Below are 19,659 nucleotides of genomic sequence, written 5' to 3' on the forward strand. Positions count from 1 at the left end.
GATCCATGCCGGAGAATCCGGTCAGCATTGGCAACTTCAGCTGCGGCGGAGACAATCCGTTGGTGTTCATCGCCGGTCCTTGCGTGATTGAGTCGGAAGAATCGACCTTAGCGATCGCTGTCCGTTTGGCGGAAATTGCCGCGGAACTGAATATTCCGTTGGTCTTCAAGGCAAGCTTTGACAAAGCCAACCGCACGAGTCTCGATAGTTTCCGCGGGCCTGGTCTGGAGAAAGGCTTGGCGATCTTGGCCCGGATTGCCGCAGCAACCGGACTGCCCGTCACGACTGACATCCATACGGCCGAACAGGCGGAGCCGGCTGCGGAAGTCTGCACGATTCTACAAATCCCCGCATTTTTAGCGCGGCAAACCGACTTGGTCGTCGCTGCGGCACAAGCCACCGCGCGACACGGCGGCGTGGTGAATATCAAGAAACCCCAATTCGTTGCTCCCGAGGACATGGTTCACGCCGTTAAGAAATGTGAAGCGGCCGGCAATGGGCGTATCATGCTGACCGAGCGGGGAACGACGTTTGGCTATGGCCGGTTGGTGAACGACATGCGGTCGGTTCCGATTATGCAATCGCTGGGAACGCCGGTGATTTATGATGCGACGCACAGCGTGCAATTGCCGGGAGGCAGCACGACGGGTGGACAACGGGAAATGGTTCCACCCCTGGCCCGCGCAGCCGTAGCTGCCGGCTGTGATGGTCTCTTTTTCGAAACACATCCCGATCCTGATCGGGCGCTCAGCGATGGTCCGAACATGGTTCCACTGAGTGAGGTCTCCCAATTTCTCAGCCCGCTATTGCGCATTCGTGAGGTCATCACGGCCAATCCGCCGCTCAAATCATAACCCCTCGATGTGGCGTGGGTGTTCTTTATTGATCGTTGTCTCTTTATCTGTCATTCTCAATGTATGGTCACTTCAATGGTTGATTACGACGTCGTTTCCGGAGAAAAAACGGTGCATGCTACCCGCTGCTCATTTCACGTTGTCGCACTGTTTCTGGCCGGTTTGTGTGTGCTTGGCTGCGGCGGAGGCAAGCAGGCTACGCCGGGATCGAATACGGCGGCAACGAACGGTGGCGGTGAAAACGAAGTCACCAACGAATTGCTGTTTAGCGCCGTTTCGCAATTGGATGTTGAGAGTTTAGGAATCAGCACCGATCCCGAATCGGCCATCTCGTTGATCAATCAGGCCTTTGTGCTTTCCACGGAAGAAATGGGTGAAATCACAGAGGCCGCGAGCAATTCCTGGAGCGGATTGCTCTCCGAAGCAGAACGAAACTTTGCCTCCGGTCAGGAATTCTCAACGCGCGATGGGCTCCACATGTGGGATGCATTGTTGTCGCGGGATCTGGCCTATGTTGCCTCCGGCAGTGGCGAGACGGAACTTGAGCAAGCCAATGCCCTGTTCAAATTTGTGGTCCGCAATTTGTCGTTGGCAGATCGCCACCCCAGCGACTTGCCGCTCACGCTCCAAGAAATCTGGATGGCCGGCCATGCGACCGCCGCCGATCGCGCCTGGGCATTTGGTTCGTTGTTACGGCAATTGGATATCGATAGCGTGCTGCTGGCGCCAGCGGATGGAGACGATGCAGCGACGCAACCGTTTCTCGTGGGTGTGATGTTGGATGGCAAGGTCTATTTGTACGATCCGCGACTGGGACTGGCGATTCCTTCTGCCGATGGAAACAGCACCGCCACATTGAGCGAAGTGCTCGCCCAGCCTGAGTTGCTATCCGCCCTTTCCGTCAGCGACGATCGTCCCTATCCCCTCACAGCGGAACAGCTAAAAACGGCACGCGTGATGTTGATCGGTGATTCGGCCTATTGGGCGCTACGGATGCGAGCATTAGAAAAGGCATTCATCGGGAATGATCGCGTTCGGTTGTACGACGGCCTGCAGGATGATGCCGATCAGCCGGGGCTTGTCAGCCGAGTTGTCCAAGCGGGTGGGGATCTGTGGGATCGCGAGTCGGTTTCCGTGTGGGATTATCCCGAAAGCCAATTGGCCGGCCACGCCTCGATGTCACTTTCGCAGCAAGATGCTTTACGGACTGTCAAAGATTCGTGGAAAGCGGGTTGGCAGGAGGAAGGGGACGATTTCTCTCGCCAAGATGGGGTCACGTCCGCCAGTCAATTCGCTGCTCGTTTGCGGCAACTGATGGGGGATTATCAGGGGGCGATCAAGTTGTACGTCCAAATCGGCAAGACAAATCGCGACTTTCAAAAACTGCAAAAAGGTGAGGTGGTCCCCCAACTGTTTCCACAACAAGACGAAGGAATCGGTTTTGATGAGGGAGAACAGGCGGAAAAGATTCGGAAAATGGAAAATACGAAACGGTTCGCAGATTTTGAGAATCGGCCTAAGGCTGAAAAAGAGGCAATGTTAAAGGGTTTGGCGCAGTACCACGCAAACAAAATTCGCCAATATCGCAGTGCCGCAAACGACGCCGCCTATTGGGTGGGGCTTTGCCAGTTTGAATTGGATAAAATCCCCGCCTCGAAGAATACATTTGAGCTGTATTTAAAGAGCTATCCTGCGGGGAGTTGGACGACCGCAAGCCGATACGGGATTGCCCTGGGACAGGCCGCCGAAGGAGACTACGCCGCCGCGGCTGAGACCCTGGCTGCCACACCAAAGTCCGATCCAGCGTATGATGGCCACCAAGTCCAAAGCCGACTTTGGAAACAACGCGCAGAGGCCGCTGTTGATTCCGAGAAATAACCGTGGGGACCGTCGATAAGCACGCCAGTTCAACCACCAAGTTCGTTTCACCAAACCGCCGCGCCATTGGGCACGAGGACTCTGCTATGCTCTGTCGTTTAGTTGTATTGGCCATCACCATTGTCCCCTTGCTCTCCGCAACCGGTATTGCGGCGGAGTCGTTGCCAAAGAAACCGAACATCGTCTTCATCATGGCGGACGATCTGGGTTATGGCGAATTGAGTTGTTATGGGCAGAAAATTTTGCGGACGCCGAACATCGACCGGATGGCCGCCGAGGGATTGAAATTTACTGATGTCTATGCGGGCAGCACCGTCTGTGCTCCCTCGCGCTGCGTGTTGATGACTGGCCTGCATACGGGACATTGCCGTGTTCGCGGAAATCAACGCGTGCCGCTCCGCCCCGGCGATGTCACGGTCGCTGAAGTGCTTCGCGATGCGGGATACGTCACCGGAATGTTTGGTAAATGGGGTTTGGGCGAACCGGGAACCACGGGGTTGCCGAATCGCCAAGGATTTGAGCATTGGTTCGGCTATCTGAACCAAGGCCATGCACACAACTACTATCCCGAATACTTGTGGGACAACGAACAACAATTTCCCTTGGTCGGAAATGTCGCCGAGAAAGGTGTCGCCAGCAAAAAGGCGATCTATTCGCACGACATCGTCACGGATCGCGCACTGGGATTCCTTGACGACGTGGGAGACAAACCATTTTTTCTCTATGTCCCGTTCACGTTACCGCACGTCAACAACGAGTTGCGGCGCGCGACCGGTGATGGCATGGAGGTCCCGAACTACGGTCCTTATGCGAATGAAAGCTGGCCCAACCCTGAAAAAGGGCGGGCGATGATGATCCATATGCTGGACCGCGACGTGGGACGCATCATGGATAAAATTCGCCAATTGGGCCTCGATGAGAACACGCTCGTGTTTTTTACCAGTGACAACGGCGCGCAACAGGAAGGTGGCTCGAAGCTCGAGTTCTTCAATAGTTCCGGTCCGCTCCGCGGGTTCAAACGAGATCTCTACGAGGGTGGAATTCGCGTACCGATGATCGCCCGCTGGCCGGGAGTGATCGAAGCTGGGACTTTGAGCGATCTGCCCTGGGCGTTCTGGGATTTCCTACCGACAGCCGCCGAACTCGCCGGCGCCGCTGCTCCCGAAGGGATCGACGGTCTCTCGATAGTCCCCACGCTGGTCGGCGAAGATCGTGCCGGGCATCCTCAACAGCAGCACGACGAGTTGTATTGGGAGTTCCACGAACGGGGCAGCAAACAAGCAGTCCGCCGCGGCAAATATAAAGCCGTGCGACTCTCCCCCGAATTGCCGCTCGAACTGTATAACCTCGAGACAGACCTGGGCGAAACCAACAACATCGCCGACGCACATCCCGAATTGGTGGCGGAGCTGGAAGAATATCTGGCCGGCGCACGCAGCGAATCGAAACACTGGCCGCTCAAAAAACGCCAACGCCGCCGAAAATAAAATGGGGCTCAACCCACCCTACAACACTATCTCCCTCTCCCTCTGCAACAAATTGCATCTATACAAGGGGAACCAATCATCGGGTGGCAGCGATTGCCAACGGCAATCGGTGTGCCGTAGGCACAAGAAGCAGCAGTTTCAGCTGTCCCTGCCGATGAGACTTTACTCGTTTCAGAGCGCGGGAATTGCGGCTTCGTGCGGGCTGCGCCCGCCCCGATTGCTGCCGCAATCGCGGCTACCCCGAACTCTATACCATCCGAACACTTGCTTGATTACTTATCTCGTAGATGCAATTGATTGCTCTGGGAGAGGGCCGGGGTGAGGGTTTTCGCACCACAAGCGATTCTCCACTTCACCCCAAAAACTGCCTACCCCTTTGAGCACCGGCAGTTCCCCGAGGGAGGGCAACGCAATAGCACAAGACGCAGCAGTATCAGCGATCTCTGCCATCGAGAATTTGCTGGTTATAGAGCGCGGAAATGGCGGCTTCTTGCGGGCTGCGCCCGCCCCGATGTCTGCGCCATCGCGGCTACCCCAAACTCCTTGCCGTCTTACAGGCAAAGGTACCTTGCAATGCAACCGAGGCCTGCGATGTGCTACGCAGCGGCGGGGCGGATGGCGGGGATGGTGTCGGGGGCATTCAGAGCGTCGGGGTTCGCCTTTAAGTAGTCGATCAACTCCAGCGACGTGACGACTTGCGTGCCGGGCGTTTCGCTGACGACTTCCAACATGCCTTGGAAATTCGCGATCGCCTCTTCGTCCACACCGACCGCTTCGGTCGCTTCGAGCCACGTGGCGTCGAACTTCAGGAAGGACCAAGAATGCAAGAAGATCGTTGTGCACAACACGCCCGCCGCCATCGCTTCTTGCAGGTGCCAACGAAACGTTTCCGGTGTTCGCCAATTCACGTCCAACTTTCGCGGCGTCCCTTTCACGTCGTGATACACCGAGACCGGAACTTCGTAGACGCCGTCATATTTGCGGACCCCATTATTACAATACGATGCATCAATCATGCACTGCTTGTGTCCCAGCAGCGATGAAAAATCGGCTTCGATTCCAATGTCACGCATCGCACGAAACGATGCCGGTGACACGCGATAGCCGCCGGCGCGATACGCGCGGGTCGGCTGACCGGTGAACTCCGCCAAGTAGTCGGACGCCTCTCCCAACCAACTCCGCACCCCTTCGTCCGTCCAATAATAATCGAAGCGGTCTTGATAGTCGGGAATGTGCAGCTCCGGATGCGAGTGCAGTGCGCAGTCGTGCCCGCGGCGCAAGACTTCCTGGCAGACTTCCCGAATCGGCTCCTTGCCGTAGGACCGCACGGTCAATGTGTCCGTAAAAAAGATAGCGGGATATCCAAACGCATCCGCCATGTCCATGATCATCGGAATGCCATATTCGCGGCCTTGATAACGCCCCCAAAACAACCGATCCACAGGCGCCTCAGGACTCCGTTCGCGGCGGGCTTCGTTGTCGATCGTGATCACAACAAAGTGCGGGTGTTTTTTGGGGCCGGTTTTTAGGCTTTGTCGAATGCGGTGAATACCGGAGAGGAGGTGACCGCTGATCGCGCGAGGATTCAACACGAGATTTCTCATTTTGAGGTTAGTTGATATTTGGGAAACAACGATTCGATCGATGGCTTACCGGATGTATACATTTCCGCTCAGAACCTGTTTCGAGCCAGGAGGCACATCATATCGAACGTTAATTGCGGTCTTTTCAGTTTGTTCGAGCAACTGATCGAAGTCCACTTTCTTTCCCCACAATTCGTCCAATTGTTGGCGCTGCTGGGGGTTCAATACGGATAGGATTTTGTCCCAGGTTTGTAAACGAACCTTACGGTGACCAGCATCGCGAATTTTTTCTAACGCGATAATCTCGTCGCGGTGCAGTTCATCATGGGCTTCAATCGCCTCGTCAAATGCCTGCGAATACTTTTTGCCAAACTCATTGTTGTGAATTTCCGCTAACGCGATTTTGGGTGAATCAGCCCATACAAACTTTGAGCCAACTGCCTTCTGGTAGCTTTCTGAATAATTCTTGTCGTACGCATGCCTCTGTTCAAAGCTCCGCTCCACGATGTCGTTAATCGTCTTCAGTTGTGAATCATTAATCGCTAGATAATCAGTGTATTCTTGGTCCTCAAATAGAAATATGTCCCACCCTTGAGCCTCAATTTGAACAAAACGTTCCCGTTGAGGCGTTGTCAGGATTTCGCTGAGCTGCACATGGACGGACGGTTCCAGCAGTCGAGTGAGTTCTGCATCCAGGGGCGGGGGGTGTTTGCCCTCCAAATACTCCGCCACGTAGGTCTCGCTCAATTGCCGAGCGTCGCGATCAAACGATTGTCGCAACCGGCGAATTTGTTCCTGCTGCTGATTATTGAGATTCAGTTCTTGTTGAACGATTTCCGTCTGCAGGCTCACCAGTGCTGACAAGGCTGAGTTGGGTTTCCAATAGTGAGGTTTCGACAGAATGTGATTGTCGGCAGGAACCACATCCATTGGCTGTGGCGATGGTGAGCAACCGGCAATCGTTGTTGCAATAGCCGCAACAAACATGATCAGCCCAGCTAATTGCGGTTTCATAGATGTTCGCGTGTGAAGTGGTCGTTTGGGAAATTACCGTGAACGATTGAGTTTTTGTTTTGCGTGTAATTTTATTGAGTCAACTTGCTCGACAAGGAACGCCATGCACGACGGCAAGCCGTCGGTTTGGGAATTTGTACTCCGACGCCCTCGAATCTGTGTTTGATCCGTGTTTCATCTGTGGCTAAAAACAACGTCGTTTTGGTAGCGACTCCGCCGCGCCGTCTTCATCCGTGGCTAAAAAAACCTACCAATCGTTATCCGTCGCATAGCCCAGTTCGATCAACAAGTCGCCTGCTTTGTCTTTGAAGATTTGTTTATCTTCGTCGGTCATGTCGCGCTGCCAGCGAGCGAGGGCTTTGTGGGAGATTGGTTCGACGGCGTCGGCGGAGACCGGCATGGCTGTGAAATCGCGGGTGGTGCTTTCCAGTTCGTGATACCGCAGCACGCGGTCGTCCCATTCTTCGCCGAGGAACTCCACGACCTTGCGCATGGTTTGTTCTGGCTGTTGCACCAATTCTTCGTAGTGCACTTCGTAGTAACCTGCTTGGCCGCGGGCTGCGAGGCCTTTGCGGGTGTAATTCACCCAGGAGGTAATGCAGTTTTCGATCGGTTTCCAGGTATTCAATTCGATCGTGCGGCCGTTTTCGTATTTGAATTTCGGATGCGTCCGCAAGGAGCAAACGACGTCGCGGCCGTCGCGGATGATGTGGATGAATCGCGCGTTGGGGAAGTGCTCGAAGATGTAGGGGATGTAATAAATGTTGGGCGGCGCTTTATCACCCCAAATCGGTTTGTCCTCTCGCTGCGCCAAACCGCGCATGAACCGTTCGATGAAGTGCGCTTGATCCTGCGAGGTCGCCAACAATTCGTCGACGTACTCTCGTGTGACGCCAAAGTTATTGACCAGTCGCTGCGGATCGGGGGTTTCCACGAAGATTCGCGAACCTTGGCCAACGGCAAATTTTGGATGGCTGTCGAGCATCACGCGAAACAGTGACGAACCGCTGCGGGAACAACAGCCAATCACAATTCCGGCATCCTGTGAAACATAGCTGCCGTATTGGTCGGTTTTGGGATCCAAACGGGTGGCCGGCGGCACGGCGGAGGTGGCGGGCATCGGTCACGCATCCTTGCGTTGGGAGTGGAGTTCTATTCAATGAGATAACGTCGTATCTCAATTGGACCGGCGTTCTACGTCGGTACGCGAATTGTGTCAAGATGAGGTCTTCGGAGGCGTGAGGCTTGAGGGGACAGGCGTGAGGAAAAAAGGGAGTGGCCGGTGGCCAGAACGAAGACCGCAGGCCGACGGAATTGCCGCGTACACCTCTATCTTCCTACAGTCTAAAGCCTACGGACCACAGCCTTCCCTCACGCCTGTTCCCTCAAGCCTCAGGCCTCACACCAAGTATCACCCATTCTACCGAGAATACCCCGGCAATCCCTATAGGCCCTCTCATGCGAATGCCGATAACCAAGAACGTCACGGATTCGATTTTTGTACCAGCGTTCGGTTGCCGTCAGGGGAGAGCCGCCATGACAGGGAAGTTGCAAGCCGCAGTTGCGGCAGTATTTATGATCACTTTGGGAGGCTGCCAAGCCGTTCCCAAAGCGGGTGATGTTGAAGACAAAGTGATCCGTGGGCAGGAGGCATCCTACTACGGTGAAACTCAAGGTACGTATTATCAAGATAACTATAGCAACGTCGGTTCCGCCTGCGATGGCGACGGGTCCGATGTCAATTGTGGACTCTTGGGCGTCGCCAAAGGCTTTTGTTGTGAGTCTTGGGCGCTGTTCAACGTGATGTTTGCCTATCGTTGGGAAGGGGAATACCCCGACGGCCCGCTGCACGGTTGGCGCGGTTCGTGGTGCGGCCCGTTCGGCGAAGGCAGTGCCGACACGACCCAATCCCCGTGCATCCCGCCAGGGGCCTATTAAACGATTGCCACGATGCGAAATTAGTATTGAAACCCAAAATGGCTGGGGACGGTTTATTCCGCCCCAGCCATTTTTTGCGTTTAGGGCAACCACTACGGCACTAGTACGACGTTTGGACTTTCAGAATGTAACGCTCGCCATTTGGGAAATAGGCACCCTGTAAACGGACTTCTCGTTCTCCAATCATGCGAGATCCATGAACGCCACCGATGTCGAAATCCGATGGTATTATTCCGGGGCGATTGTTTGCTGGAACCATCTCCAAGAAATGTTTCGACATCTCAGAGTCCATCTCCAACGGGTCCATATTCCAGTTTGTTTTAATCTCCCAAAACGCCTCTTGGGAGCAGTGGCCGGTTAATATGCCGGTGGTACGACCATGGGGATGAGTGCGAAAGTTCGCATAGACGGGGCCGAAAGCTGTTAGTTCGTTGAGAACCTTGCCGACTACGGGAACGGTTTGAATATTCTCATGAATTTTTTCATCAACGTCGATCTTGACCGCCAACCAACCCAACCACAGAAGTCCCACTGCACAGAAACTCCATGTAAAATAGCGGGCGATGCGTGTGGCTGTTGGTTTCATAATGCGTTCTAACCTCTCCTGGCTCCGAGGTGGCCCTATGCGGGAAACGATTAGGTGATGCGTTGAACGCAAGCCTGTCAGAGCTATTCCAACCACCATTCAATCAGTTCATCGGGCCAATATTTTTCCGGCAACGGCATGGCCACGAATGGCTTTTGTGGGTTCACTACGATCGGTAACAAGGGAGAGCAAAGTCTCCGTTCGGGGAGATGCTTGCGGACAAAAAACGTCGTTGAAATCTGGCAGCGCGTGGTGGGGCTGACGCTGCGAGGCACGGGCAATCCATAGACGCGCACCCTTTCGTCGGTCAAATAGGCAGCGATGCGTGCCAGATCGGGATCATCGGGGATCGTCCCTTTTAGGGTATGCAGCGTGTAGGCGACCTTTGCCAAATGCACGTAGCTGACTTTGCTTGGATCGTCTAGCGAATAGACCAATTCTCCCGGGCAATTATCATCCCCGTCTTGGAAGATTAAGGCGTTGGCTTGTAGGATGTGGCCCCAGACGACCTTCCCATTGCGGAACACCTCGTTCACATGATCGAAAATGATCGTCAATCTGTCCGACGGGTAAGCAAGCAGCCATTCGGGTTTCGGAACGCGCTGATAAGTCAATCGGTCCCACATCGAAAACCGCCGCGGAGCCGGTCCATAATTGTCGATGCATTCTTGAAGCTGGTCGATCATTGCGAAGCCTTGTGCGCGTCTTGGGGCTACGGTTTGCGGGCGGATCAACATTTATAACATAAGCTGCCGAGCGCAACATCAATATCGCTGTCGCTGATGCCACTGAGCAGCGACATGATTCACCCGGGACCCGTATTGCCTCCAGCCGCTCCCATCTGAGGCTGCCCCACTGTTCCCCTGGGGGGCAATCGTCTAAAATGCCAGTCTAAACCTCATGACCCACACCGTCCCGCTGACCGGGCTATATGCAGGAACTCGGAACCGATATGTATCGAATCACCCAGCAGATCGACTTTTGTTATGGCCACCGGTTGCTGAATTATGCCGGCAAATGCCGGAACCTTCATGGGCACAATGGACGGGTGCAGATTTCCCTGGAGGCGGCTGACCTCGACAATCGGGGGATGCTGATCGACTTCACGGACATCAAAAAGTCCATCGCCACCTGGATCGATTCGGAGTTGGACCACCGCATGATTCTGCATGAGGATGACCCGGCGCTCTCCATGCTCCAGGAATTGAACGAACCGGTCTACGTGATTCGCCACAATCCGACGGCAGAGAATATCGCACGGCTGATCTACGAGTTCGCGAATTCCGAAAACCTGCCGGTCCGAGAAGTCACCTTGTGGGAGACTCCCAAATCATCAGCCACCTACGGCGAATGGTCGAGTCCGAGTCACTGAGCGGATAAACGCTGTCGGAAACGCTCGTTCCAGCGCCTTGTCAAATTGCGGGGCACCCCGTGTAGATGCGAAATCGTGATCAATGACCGGCGGGTTTTTGTGCGGGGGGGATTGCGCGCGGTGCGATTTCGACGGCGCATAAAGAAAGCCCCTGGAAAGCGGAAAGACAAAGAGCTTGGTTGAGTATTCTCAGGCGGTAGGCTAAATCGCGGTGTGGGTCGGTTGCGACTTAGGGGACCCTATTGCATACCAAGTTTTGTCTCTGATCCACGCTTTCACAAGGGGCTAGGCTGGGTATCGTGAGCAGAGGGCTTCTTGATTGGTTTTATGCAAGAGGCCATGCTGAAATATCGTGTTTAAACTTCCGTAACTGTGATTTCTAATATGCAATGTGCGTGCCAAACAATCGTTCGTCACCAGTGTGACGTTTTGTTTTTTGCCGAATTGTTCAAAACCTCGCCAGATTTGCGATCCGGGCGCTGAAAACATAAAAGTAGTCCAATGTTTGCAACGTGCTTTATTGCAGTGGTTTGCGTCGATTTAATTCTTTGTGGTCTACTCTGGGACCAGGATTCGTTTGAATTTGCCCCACGATTCGGGTAATAATAGTGTCATTGGTTCGGCGCTCGCTTCGGCGCCGATATTTACGGGTGTCGACACCTTATTTCGGCGCTATTCGGCGCTTTGGATAGGTAAAATGGCGAGATATGACGGGCTCAAACCGGCGCGACGATGGCCTCTGGTCCTGGCCGGGATCGCCGTGCTGGTCTACTCGATTATCGTCCTTGGTTTTGTCAGCCAAAGTCGCGATCTCGGGCTGCGCTGTCTGATGCCCAACGAAGAGGACTTGGTCGCAGCTGGGGAACACCCTGAAAATGAGGTCGGTGTCCGCATCGATCGCGTCTTCGATGTGACGACCGATGGCGACCGCCCGCAAGAGGGGAGCCGACTACTCAGTATTGGTGGGCAACCGGTGCGGACCTTTACAGAGTTCACACAAGCCCTCGCCAACTTGCGTTCGACCCCGACTCCAGTGGGGTCGTTCGTGCCTCAGACCAGTGACTCTGAAGAGCATGCCGGGCCGATCGTTGAAAAACTCCCCTCGCATGAACGTTGGATTGAAGTCGAGTTCTTCAAAGAGGATGGCGATCCCAGTGACCCGTATTCCCCATTTCTCCAAGAAAAACGGTTGCCGCTTGGGGCGTTGAGTCTGTCGCTGGTGTGGTTCACGTTGCACTTGGGGATCTTCGTCGTGGGGGCGATGGCGTATTGGAAACGTCCGTTTGATGCAGCGGCCCGGATGTTCTTTGCGATGTGCATCGTCACCGTTGTCGCATTTGTTGGTGGATATCACTGGTGGGTGATCGCCGCACGGTTGTGGTTGAATATTCCCTTTGCCATCTGCGCCATGCTGGTGCCGGTGGTCACGCTGCACTTTTTCCTGGTCTTTCCGCACCGTAAACCCTGGTTTGCCCGCCATCCGCGGACGATTCTTGCGGCGATTTATGCGCTGCCTCTCGCTGCGACGACCGGCATGGTGACACTGTTGTGCTATTCGGCTTGGCAACACGCACATAGCGACGCCTACGCGTTGGGGGACTTGTTATTCACGCTCTCCTACATACAAAAATCGATCTACGGATACCTAGCCGTCGCCACCGTTTATTTTGTCGCCACGTTATATGCACTCTACGACAGTTACCAAACGACCAAGAACACCGCTGAGCACAATCAGGTGAAGTGGATCTTGTGGGCAGCGGCCGCATCGACGTTGCCGGTGGGTTATACGCTGCTGTTAGCCCTCAATGACCGGGTCGAATTCGCTGTGGGGCATGCGCGATTCCCGATGTTTATTGCCAGTTTGCTGTTCATGATGGCCTATGCGGTGGGGATCATCCGCTACAAGCTGATGCTGGTCGACCAGGTGTTCAGCCGCGGCACGTTGTACTTCCTGCTCAGCTTCGGTGTGCTGATTGTCTATAGCTTGGCAATCACCCTCAGCAGCCTGCTGGGCATGATGCAGGACATGCAGTTCCTGCATCAGGTGATCTCGGTCACGCCGGTTGTGTTGGTGGCGGTCATTTTGCTGGGGTGGATCCGCGATCGTGTGCAGCAGACATTGGATCGCAGCTTCTATCGTGAAAAGTACCAACTCGACAAGGTCATGCAGGGGATGAATCAAGCGGTCGCCCACCTGGGCGATCATCTGGGCGACCCGGCGACGCTGGGGCAGCAGATGCTGACTTCTTGCCACGATGTGCTGCACATCAACCAAGCGGCCGTCTATTTACGGTCAGGGCCGAACGAAGACTTCAACTTGATTGCCGTCCAAGGTGACATGTCACCTCCCGCCCGGCTGGCAAACGATCCTGAACTCACGATCCCTCTGTTGGAAAACGCCAGCCTGCAGCGAACATCACTTGGCGGACGTGGCCCCCGGTCGAAGGTTCAAACGATCCTGCGCGAATTGGATGTCGACCTCATTCACCGACTGGAGATGGAAGGGGAATTGGCGGGGTTCGTGTTGCTGGGGCGGAAACGAGACGACAGTGCCTACACGGCTGAGGATCTGACATTCCTCACCGCGTTGGGTCAGATCATGACCTTGCACAGCTCGAAGGTGCACGATGAAATTACGCGGTTGAACAAGGAACTTTCACTAAAAACGGAGCGGGTTGCCGAGCAACAGCGGCAGATTTCGATTCTTCAATCAGAAATCATGGGAAGTCGCGATCCGCAGAAGATCACCGTTCAAGGAGGTTTCCGCAACGAATTGATCCGCGGCAACAGCAAGGCTATCCGCCAGTTGCTAGACACGGTTCAAAAGGTTTCGCACAGCGAATCGTCGGTGCTGATTCGGGGTGAGAGTGGAACGGGCAAGGAGTTACTGGCCCAAACATTGCACATGAATAGCCCGCGGCACGAAGGGCCGATGGTGCGCGTGCATTGTGCGGCGCTCTCTCCCAGTTTGCTGGAAAGCGAACTGTTCGGCCACTCCAAAGGGGCCTTTACCGGCGCACACCGCGACAAAGAGGGCCGCTTTGAGATGGCCAACGGTGGTACGTTGTTCTTGGATGAAATTGGTGATATCTCCCTGGAAACACAGGTCAAACTGTTGCGGGTGCTGCAGGAACGCTCCTTCGAACCGGTGGGCGGAACGCGGACAATTCAAGTCGATGTACGGTTGGTGACGGCGACACACCAGGATCTGGAAAGCCTGATCCTGCAAGGCCGTTTCCGTGAAGACCTGTATTATCGATTGAACGTCATCAGCATGACGCTGCCGCCGCTGCGCGATCGTGTCGATGACATCTTTGAATTGGCTCGCCATTTCTTGGGTCGTGCTGCACAACGCATCGGCAAACCGATATCTCACTTGGATGACGAAACGGTCGACATCCTCAAACAGTATCCCTGGCCGGGGAATATTCGTGAGCTGGAAAATGTGATCGAACGTGCGGTGGTGCTGGCCGATGACGAGGTGATCACACCCGGCGATCTGCCGCGGGAAATCTTGTTCCCCAATCCATCGCAGTTACAACTCGGGAGCCAAAAGCGGCACGCTCCCAGCGGAAAGCAGCCGGTCGCGGGAGGGGAAACGGAGAAGGTCCCCGTCGCGGTGCCTGCCGCAGTGGGAGACAACGGCGCCAACGAGGAACAACAACTTCGCGATGCTTTGTCGCGCTGTGGGGGAAACAAGGCCCGCGCTGCACGACTGTTGGGCATGCCCCGCAGCACGTATTACAGCCGGCTGAAAAAGTACCGTATTTCGTAACGCGAACGCACTTTGCCCACGACTTGGTGGGCGAACTGTTGCGGTCCTTGGATCCACGTCGAATCCACCTCGGATCAGCTTTGCGTTCTCGTCTTAATCGCGGTGCTGTGAAATGCTGGCGCGCGTGGGGCTGATGTGCGGCTTCAGTGAAACTGAACTCGTGGAGGCTGGTGCTGGTTCAGCGCGGACGATTGTCGGCATCGACTTGCGCACTTGACGTTCGATGAACGTCCCCAGCGGCCCGGCCAACAATGCGGGAAGCAAAATCACATCGGCAACCAGCGCCATGCCAATCAGCGATGCCATCAACCAGCCGAAACGGCTGATCAATAACAACTCCGCTGGGTACAACACAATCAGTCCCAAACTGGTGACAATGCTGGTTTGAAACATCGCCGGTCCGCAATGCTCTAATGCTTGTGCGATAGATTGCTTGCGGGTGAGGTTGTCAAAAATCCCGGTGCGGAACCACGTCAGCAGGTGCACGGTTCCGTCGACGGCGATCCCCAGTGCTACCGAAGCGGTGATCATGGTGCCAATGTCCACTGGAATTCTAAACCACGAAATCATGCCGAAGACCATGCCGATCGGCAGCACATTCGGCAGCATGGCGAAAAATCCTGCCAGCGGATGCCGCAGCACGACCATCAACACGCAACCGATCATTGCAAACGCTAGCCCGAAACTGGTGATCAGGCTGTTCAGAACTTCTTGTTGGGTTTCTAAAAACAGCGGCACCATGCCGGTGACGACATGTCCCGCGGTTGGTTCTAGCCGTAATGCTTCGGCGCTGATTTGGTCCATCTGGGCCATCAAGTCACCGTAATCGACATCAGTGAGCACGGCGACTTGTGCCGTGATTTTCCACAGCTCATCCCCCGGTTCGCTAAAGTCAGTTTTCTCTTCAGCGACGACTAGCAAGGTTTGCGCCTGGTGGTTTTTGTCCTCTTTGACACGGGTCTCCATTGCCCGTGCGGCGGTTTGTTCCCGCAGGCGGGCTAAGCGGGAGGCGTCCTCGGGCAGCGGTTCGGGCGTGGGCAGAAAGTCGGCCAACGACATGGTTCCGCTGACATCGGACAATTGCGAGATTTTCGCCTGCAGGTCACGCACCAATTGGGCACGCTCCGCAAAGTTCGGCCCGCCCCGTTTCACGTCCGCAAATTTGGCAACGATTTGGACCGGTACCACCCCGGAGAGGTTGTTTTCTAAAAACGCATAGTCCTGATAAACCCGCGATGTCTCCGGGAAATACTTGATCACCTTGGTTTCGGTGCGGAAGTAAGCCAAGCCGGAGGTCGTTGCCACACATGCCACAAGAAAAACACAGGTCACGATAGTGCTATGTTCAGTGATCCAATCTGCCAAATTTCGCCAATAAAGATGCTCGGTTTCTTCGACTTTGGGCTGCTTGGGCGGCCACAATTGCAGTAGCGAGGGCAGGGCATATAAAACCATCACCAGCGAAATGAGCATGCCGGCCGCTGAGTACAAACCAAAATCACGCACGGGCGTGAGATGGCTGGTCGCCAGTGACAACAGCCCTATGATCGTTGTGAAGCTGGCGAGCATACATGGCTTGCGAGCCATTTCGACGGCTTCGACGACGGCCGTTCGCATATCGCGCGCCGCCGCGTGTTTCCAATAATTGCCGACATGAATGCTGCCGGAAATTGTTAGCATTAACAGTAATGACGGCATCACAATCAGCACCATATTCATGCTCCCCCCTGTTATGGGGACCAAGGCTACGGTGACGAGTGGCGTCAAATACGAAACGGCCAGGACCATCAGTCCCAGACGAAAGCTGCGCATCATATAAAACGTTAGTAACAGCCCCACCAAACCGGAGAGGATCATCACCGAGCGTTGGTGTAACATCCACAACGGAAAATTTGTGTTCCACGACGACTTGATGACTGCCTGGTTGAGCGCCGAAGCGGCCACAGCGCCGCCGGAAAGATGCAATGTTTCCGGGGCAATTCCGACCTCCTCAGCGGCGGCACGAATGCTCCGGATGGTTTCTCCCTTGTCGGCCATTCCAGCTTCGTTGATATAAATGACGACCGCCACCGGCGCGCCCGGGTAGAAGAAAGCATCCTCTACGATCGGTTCCGTGGGTTGGTCCCCCTCAGTATCCTCGAATCGTAGATCGAGGATCGCATCCTGAAAGGCGATCGTTTCCGGGATTCCGGGTTTCATGCCGGGCCAACTCACGCGCAGATCGTGCTGCGAAGCGAGAACTTCTTCCAGTTTTTCTTCGTCGGTGGCGTCTTCGGTGTCGGTGAGCAGTTTGTCCTGAATTTTATCCAGGACTTCGACCTCTAAACCGAGTTCTGATTTCGCCCACTCGGCGATTTTCGCGCGCGCCGCCTTTTCGCGGTGCTTGCCGGTTTCAGACAGGACCAGCCGCAGTTTGCCCGCGCTGATCAACACGCCCGACAGTCGTTCCAGCGACTCGTCGCGCGTCACGTCGTTTTGTTCCATCCGGTCCAGCAGTTCCAGCGGGGTGCGGACCTTGGAAATGAACGGCAGCCCGCCTCGTCGGCGCCCGTTGGAGTCGGCCTTGCCTTGCAGTTTCTCGGCAAATTCTTCCAGCCGGGGATCGCCAATCTGGCTGTCATCCCAGGAGGCCAAGACCGCATCTTCGTGCGGGAACTGCTTCTCCAGCCAGCGGAACTTGCGGGCCTGCAGATTGTTTGGCTCCAGCCAATCGCCGACGTTGTTTTCCAGTTCGACGTCGCGGAGACCCAGTACGGCGATGGGAGCAATAAATGCCATACCCACCACGACCCACAGGGCCAGCCCCATCCCGCCGGGACCTCGCCTCTCGAAAAAATGCCTCATACGGTAACTTTCGCGGCGGTAAACGATGGCCCGCCGAGGGTATTTTTAGGGGTGAATCTTCAAAATTCGAGGGGATTGCACCACTCGAACGCACAGGGACGATCGGTCTCAATGCGGATGTCGCACCACGCAATAGGTGGAGAAATGAGTGTCATTGGGACCGACGATTGCCACAATAACGGGCATTCTAGCACTTTCTGCAATTTTCGGGAAAGGCCGGGTTGCCAATACTGCAGCAAGTTCTACCGCAACGCTCACCCGAACTGACGAAAAGGAGGTTCAGGAAAAATGGGAGGATTGCGTGCCACCTTGTCCTTGTCTGATCCAGCATCAACCGCCAATATCTCGCGGTAACGATTGAGGTTTCCCTGCGGGCGCGGTAAGAAATATCTCAAAACCGAAATATAATTAGCGACTCTTGCAAAGTTCCCGGCGCACATGGCCGGACATTCCTCGGAAAGGACAGCCCCCTGATGCCTATCGGCTTTGGACTCGTAGGGTGCGGCATGATTGCCTCGTTTCATGTCCGCGCAATAGAAGATTTACGTGGCGCCAAAGTGGTGGCGCTGTTCGATTCGTTCCCAGCTTCGGCGGAGCGGTTAGCCAAATCGATTCCCGGCGTTGCTGTGTACAGCGATTACGGCGAATTCCTCAAACATCCCGGTTTAGACATCGTCAACGTCTGCACCCCCAGTGGGGCCCACATGGAGGTGGCCGTCAAAGCGGCCAACGCCAAAAAGCACGTTGTTGTGGAAAAACCGCTGGAAATCACACTCAAACGCTGTGACAAAATCATCGAGGCTTGCAAGAAAAACAAGGTTAAATTGGCCACGATCCTGCCCTCGCGATTTAGTGGGGCGAACATGGCGCTCAAAAAGGCGATTGATAGCGGTCGCTTTGGTAAATTGACGTTGGGCGACACCTACGTCAAGTGGTGGCGCAGTCAAGAGTACTATGACAGCGGCGGATGGCGGGGAACTTGGGCACTCGACGGCGGGGGAGCCTACATGAACCAGGCGATTCACAATGTGGATTTGCTGTACTGGCTCATGGGAGACGTCGCGGAAGTCTCGGGAATCACTGACCGGTTGGCGCACGAGCGGATTGAGGTGGAAGACACGGGTGTCGCCACCGTGCGATTCAAAAACGGTGCCCTGGGCGTCCTAGAAGCGACGACGAGCGCCTATCCCGGTTTGCTGAAAAAGACGGAAATTCACGGCACGACCGGCACGGCGATCGTAGAGCAAGATGACATTTTGCTGTGGGATTTCGCGAAATCGACCAAGAAGGACGACACGATTCGCGAAACATACGCCAAAAAAGCAGGCAATACCGGGGGCGCCAGCGACCCGTCGGCGATTTCCTATGCCGGCCATTTGGCACAATTGAAAGACTTCATCAAGGCGATCAAAACCAATGGCACTCCTGTGATTGATGGTCGCGAAGGTCGTAAAAGCGTGGAAATCATTCTGGCGATCTACAAATCCTCGCACACCGGTCGCCGCGTGCAATTGCCGCTGAAAAGCGACCCCCGCCTCCCGCGCTGATGTTGCGGAATATGCGTCATTGATCGTTATTGATCGTTGGTACCCCCCGGCGGAGCCGGGGGCTGACAGCAGAAATCGGTCATCAGCGCGTTCTTCCCTCAGCCCCCGGCTTTGCCGGGGGGCAACGCCCAGCAACCCACCGGCACCCATGATGCCGTAAAATATACGCCCGCGCGATATCAATTTCCGCGTCCGTAAAAAGACAGCGATGACAATACCCCGCTGTCCAAATGCGGCCGCGCGCCAAACGTTGCCGCATTCGGTTTTTGAGCCGCCCAATCATCGTGGCGACCGCATCAAAACCGTGAGCGCAAATCCAATGCAGGTGCCAGGTGTCGACGCTCACGTCGGTGACCACATACCCAAATTCATCACCGGCCGCAATGAGCGCCTCAAAGAGTTGACTCTGTTCATCGGCATCAAAGAAAACCGGCGTTCGCGACAGCAGTTGTTTGGAATACTGCAACAGCCGAGGTTCGTGCGGCAAAATGCGTTTGTCCTCGACGTATCCACGCAAGTCGCCGGGGAGCCACGTCCCGTAACTTGTGGTTGTGACCATCGTGGCGAGCACGTCTTGGGGCATTGCGCTGGGTTCCGGTATCGGCTCATCGGACGTACCCCCCGGCGGAGCCGGGGGCTGGGAGAGAAAAATTTTCACACGCAACCATCCATCAGCCCCCGGCTCCGCCGGGGGGTACGCACATATTGCGGGGGGGTACGCACAGATTGTTTTCACCCTACCACCGCCGCATGCATCGATCAACATCCGGCCGGGGTTGAC

Annotated in this window: 14 protein-coding genes; 7 read left to right on the forward strand and 7 right to left on the reverse strand. The window is 55.3% G+C overall.

What is annotated here, in order from left to right; genetic code table 11:
- The first annotated feature begins 5 nt into the window (after window positions 1–5).
- The 3 genes from kdsA (at window position 6) to Mal52_RS01055 (ending at window position 4,219) form a co-directional block, all read left to right on the forward strand.
- The gene (gene kdsA / locus Mal52_RS01045; protein ID WP_145373759.1) at window positions 6–854 is read left to right on the forward strand and encodes a 3-deoxy-8-phosphooctulonate synthase; all 849 of its coding nucleotides are present in this window, start codon (window positions 6–8) and stop codon (window positions 852–854) included.
- 75 nt (window positions 855–929) lie between these two features.
- On the forward strand, window positions 930–2,732 hold the full coding sequence (locus tag Mal52_RS01050; protein WP_145373760.1) for a hypothetical protein: 1,803 nt from the start codon (window positions 930–932) through the stop codon (window positions 2,730–2,732).
- 86 nt (window positions 2,733–2,818) lie between these two features.
- Window positions 2,819–4,219: an arylsulfatase gene (locus tag Mal52_RS01055; protein ID WP_145373761.1), complete on the forward strand. Its 1,401-nt coding sequence runs from the start codon at window positions 2,819–2,821 to the stop codon at window positions 4,217–4,219.
- 596 nt (window positions 4,220–4,815) lie between these two features.
- Here Mal52_RS01055 and Mal52_RS01060 read toward each other — a convergent pair.
- The 3 genes from Mal52_RS01060 to Mal52_RS01070 all read right to left on the reverse strand — a co-directional run bounded on the left by Mal52_RS01060 (window position 4,816) and on the right by Mal52_RS01070 (window position 7,936).
- Window positions 4,816–5,811: a polysaccharide deacetylase family protein gene (locus Mal52_RS01060; protein ID WP_197534582.1), complete on the reverse strand. Its 996-nt coding sequence runs from the start codon at window positions 5,809–5,811 to the stop codon at window positions 4,816–4,818.
- Window positions 5,812–5,868: 57 nt separating this feature from the next.
- Window positions 5,869–6,534 carry a hypothetical protein gene (locus tag Mal52_RS01065; RefSeq protein ID WP_145373763.1) on the reverse strand — a complete coding sequence of 222 codons (666 nt, stop codon included), beginning with the start codon at window positions 6,532–6,534 and terminating at the stop codon, window positions 5,869–5,871.
- Window positions 6,535–7,063: 529 nt separating this feature from the next.
- Entirely contained in the window at window positions 7,064–7,936 is an 873-nt protein-coding gene (locus tag Mal52_RS01070) for a sulfotransferase family protein (RefSeq protein WP_145373764.1), read from the reverse strand.
- Window positions 7,937–8,352: 416 nt separating this feature from the next.
- Here Mal52_RS01070 and Mal52_RS01075 point away from each other — a divergent pair, with 416 nt between their 5' ends.
- Window positions 8,353–8,754, forward strand: a complete 402-nt coding sequence (locus Mal52_RS01075; RefSeq protein WP_145373765.1) for a hypothetical protein — start codon at window positions 8,353–8,355, stop codon at window positions 8,752–8,754.
- Between the two features lie 100 nt (window positions 8,755–8,854).
- Here the strand turns inward: Mal52_RS01075 and Mal52_RS01080 are convergent, their stop codons facing one another.
- Together Mal52_RS01080 and Mal52_RS01085 are read right to left on the reverse strand one after the other, a co-directional pair.
- Entirely contained in the window at window positions 8,855–9,340 is a 486-nt protein-coding gene (locus Mal52_RS01080; protein ID WP_145373766.1) for a hypothetical protein, read from the reverse strand.
- 83 nt (window positions 9,341–9,423) lie between these two features.
- On the reverse strand, window positions 9,424–10,026 hold the full coding sequence (locus tag Mal52_RS01085) for a hypothetical protein (protein WP_145373767.1): 603 nt from the start codon (window positions 10,024–10,026) through the stop codon (window positions 9,424–9,426).
- A 266-nt stretch (window positions 10,027–10,292) separates the two neighbouring features.
- On the opposite strand from Mal52_RS01085, the gene Mal52_RS01090 reads away from it, so the two are divergent.
- Window positions 10,293–10,712: a 6-pyruvoyl trahydropterin synthase family protein gene (locus Mal52_RS01090; protein ID WP_145373768.1), complete on the forward strand. Its 420-nt coding sequence runs from the start codon at window positions 10,293–10,295 to the stop codon at window positions 10,710–10,712.
- 697 nt (window positions 10,713–11,409) lie between these two features.
- A complete protein-coding gene (locus Mal52_RS29525) occupies window positions 11,410–14,487 on the forward strand; it encodes a sigma 54-interacting transcriptional regulator (protein ID WP_197533624.1) in 3,078 nt (1,025 codons plus the stop codon).
- Between the two features lie 93 nt (window positions 14,488–14,580).
- Here the strand turns inward: Mal52_RS29525 and Mal52_RS01100 are convergent, their stop codons facing one another.
- Window positions 14,581–17,331 (reverse strand): efflux RND transporter permease subunit, encoded by a 2,751-nt coding sequence (locus Mal52_RS01100; protein WP_145373769.1) that lies wholly within the window; start codon window positions 17,329–17,331, stop codon window positions 14,581–14,583.
- 473 nt (window positions 17,332–17,804) lie between these two features.
- On the opposite strand from Mal52_RS01100, the gene Mal52_RS01105 reads away from it, so the two are divergent.
- On the forward strand, window positions 17,805–18,878 hold the full coding sequence (locus Mal52_RS01105; RefSeq protein WP_197533625.1) for a Gfo/Idh/MocA family protein: 1,074 nt from the start codon (window positions 17,805–17,807) through the stop codon (window positions 18,876–18,878).
- Window positions 18,879–18,960: 82 nt separating this feature from the next.
- On the opposite strand, the gene Mal52_RS01110 is transcribed toward Mal52_RS01105, so the two are convergent.
- A complete protein-coding gene (locus tag Mal52_RS01110) occupies window positions 18,961–19,461 on the reverse strand; it encodes a hypothetical protein (protein WP_145373771.1) in 501 nt (166 codons plus the stop codon).
- Window positions 19,462–19,659: the final 198 nt, after the last annotated feature.

Origin of the sequence: Symmachiella dynata, assembly GCF_007747995.1 — a bacterium.
Taxonomy (GTDB): Bacteria; Planctomycetota; Planctomycetia; order Planctomycetales; family Planctomycetaceae; genus Symmachiella; species Symmachiella dynata.

Bases quoted from the DNA above. Each gene is read 5' to 3' on its own strand.
- kdsA (WP_145373759.1), top strand. From the start codon at position 6: ATGCCGGAGAATCCGGTCAGCATTGGCAACTTCAGCTGCGGCGGAGAC.
- Mal52_RS01050 (WP_145373760.1), top strand. From the start codon at position 930: ATGGTTGATTACGACGTCGTTTCCGGAGAAAAAACGGTGCATGCTACC.
- Mal52_RS01055 (WP_145373761.1), top strand. From the start codon at position 2,819: ATGCTCTGTCGTTTAGTTGTATTGGCCATCACCATTGTCCCCTTGCTC.
- Mal52_RS01070 (WP_145373764.1), bottom strand. From the start codon at position 7,936: ATGCCCGCCACCTCCGCCGTGCCGCCGGCCACCCGTTTGGATCCCAAA.
- Mal52_RS01075 (WP_145373765.1), top strand. From the start codon at position 8,353: ATGACAGGGAAGTTGCAAGCCGCAGTTGCGGCAGTATTTATGATCACT.
- Mal52_RS01080 (WP_145373766.1), bottom strand. From the start codon at position 9,340: ATGAAACCAACAGCCACACGCATCGCCCGCTATTTTACATGGAGTTTC.
- Mal52_RS01085 (WP_145373767.1), bottom strand. From the start codon at position 10,026: ATGATCGACCAGCTTCAAGAATGCATCGACAATTATGGACCGGCTCCG.
- Mal52_RS01090 (WP_145373768.1), top strand. From the start codon at position 10,293: ATGTATCGAATCACCCAGCAGATCGACTTTTGTTATGGCCACCGGTTG.
- Mal52_RS29525 (WP_197533624.1), top strand. From the start codon at position 11,410: ATGGCGAGATATGACGGGCTCAAACCGGCGCGACGATGGCCTCTGGTC.
- Mal52_RS01100 (WP_145373769.1), bottom strand. From the start codon at position 17,331: ATGAGGCATTTTTTCGAGAGGCGAGGTCCCGGCGGGATGGGGCTGGCC.
- Mal52_RS01105 (WP_197533625.1), top strand. From the start codon at position 17,805: ATGCCTATCGGCTTTGGACTCGTAGGGTGCGGCATGATTGCCTCGTTT.
- Mal52_RS01110 (WP_145373771.1), bottom strand. From the start codon at position 19,461: ATGCCCCAAGACGTGCTCGCCACGATGGTCACAACCACAAGTTACGGG.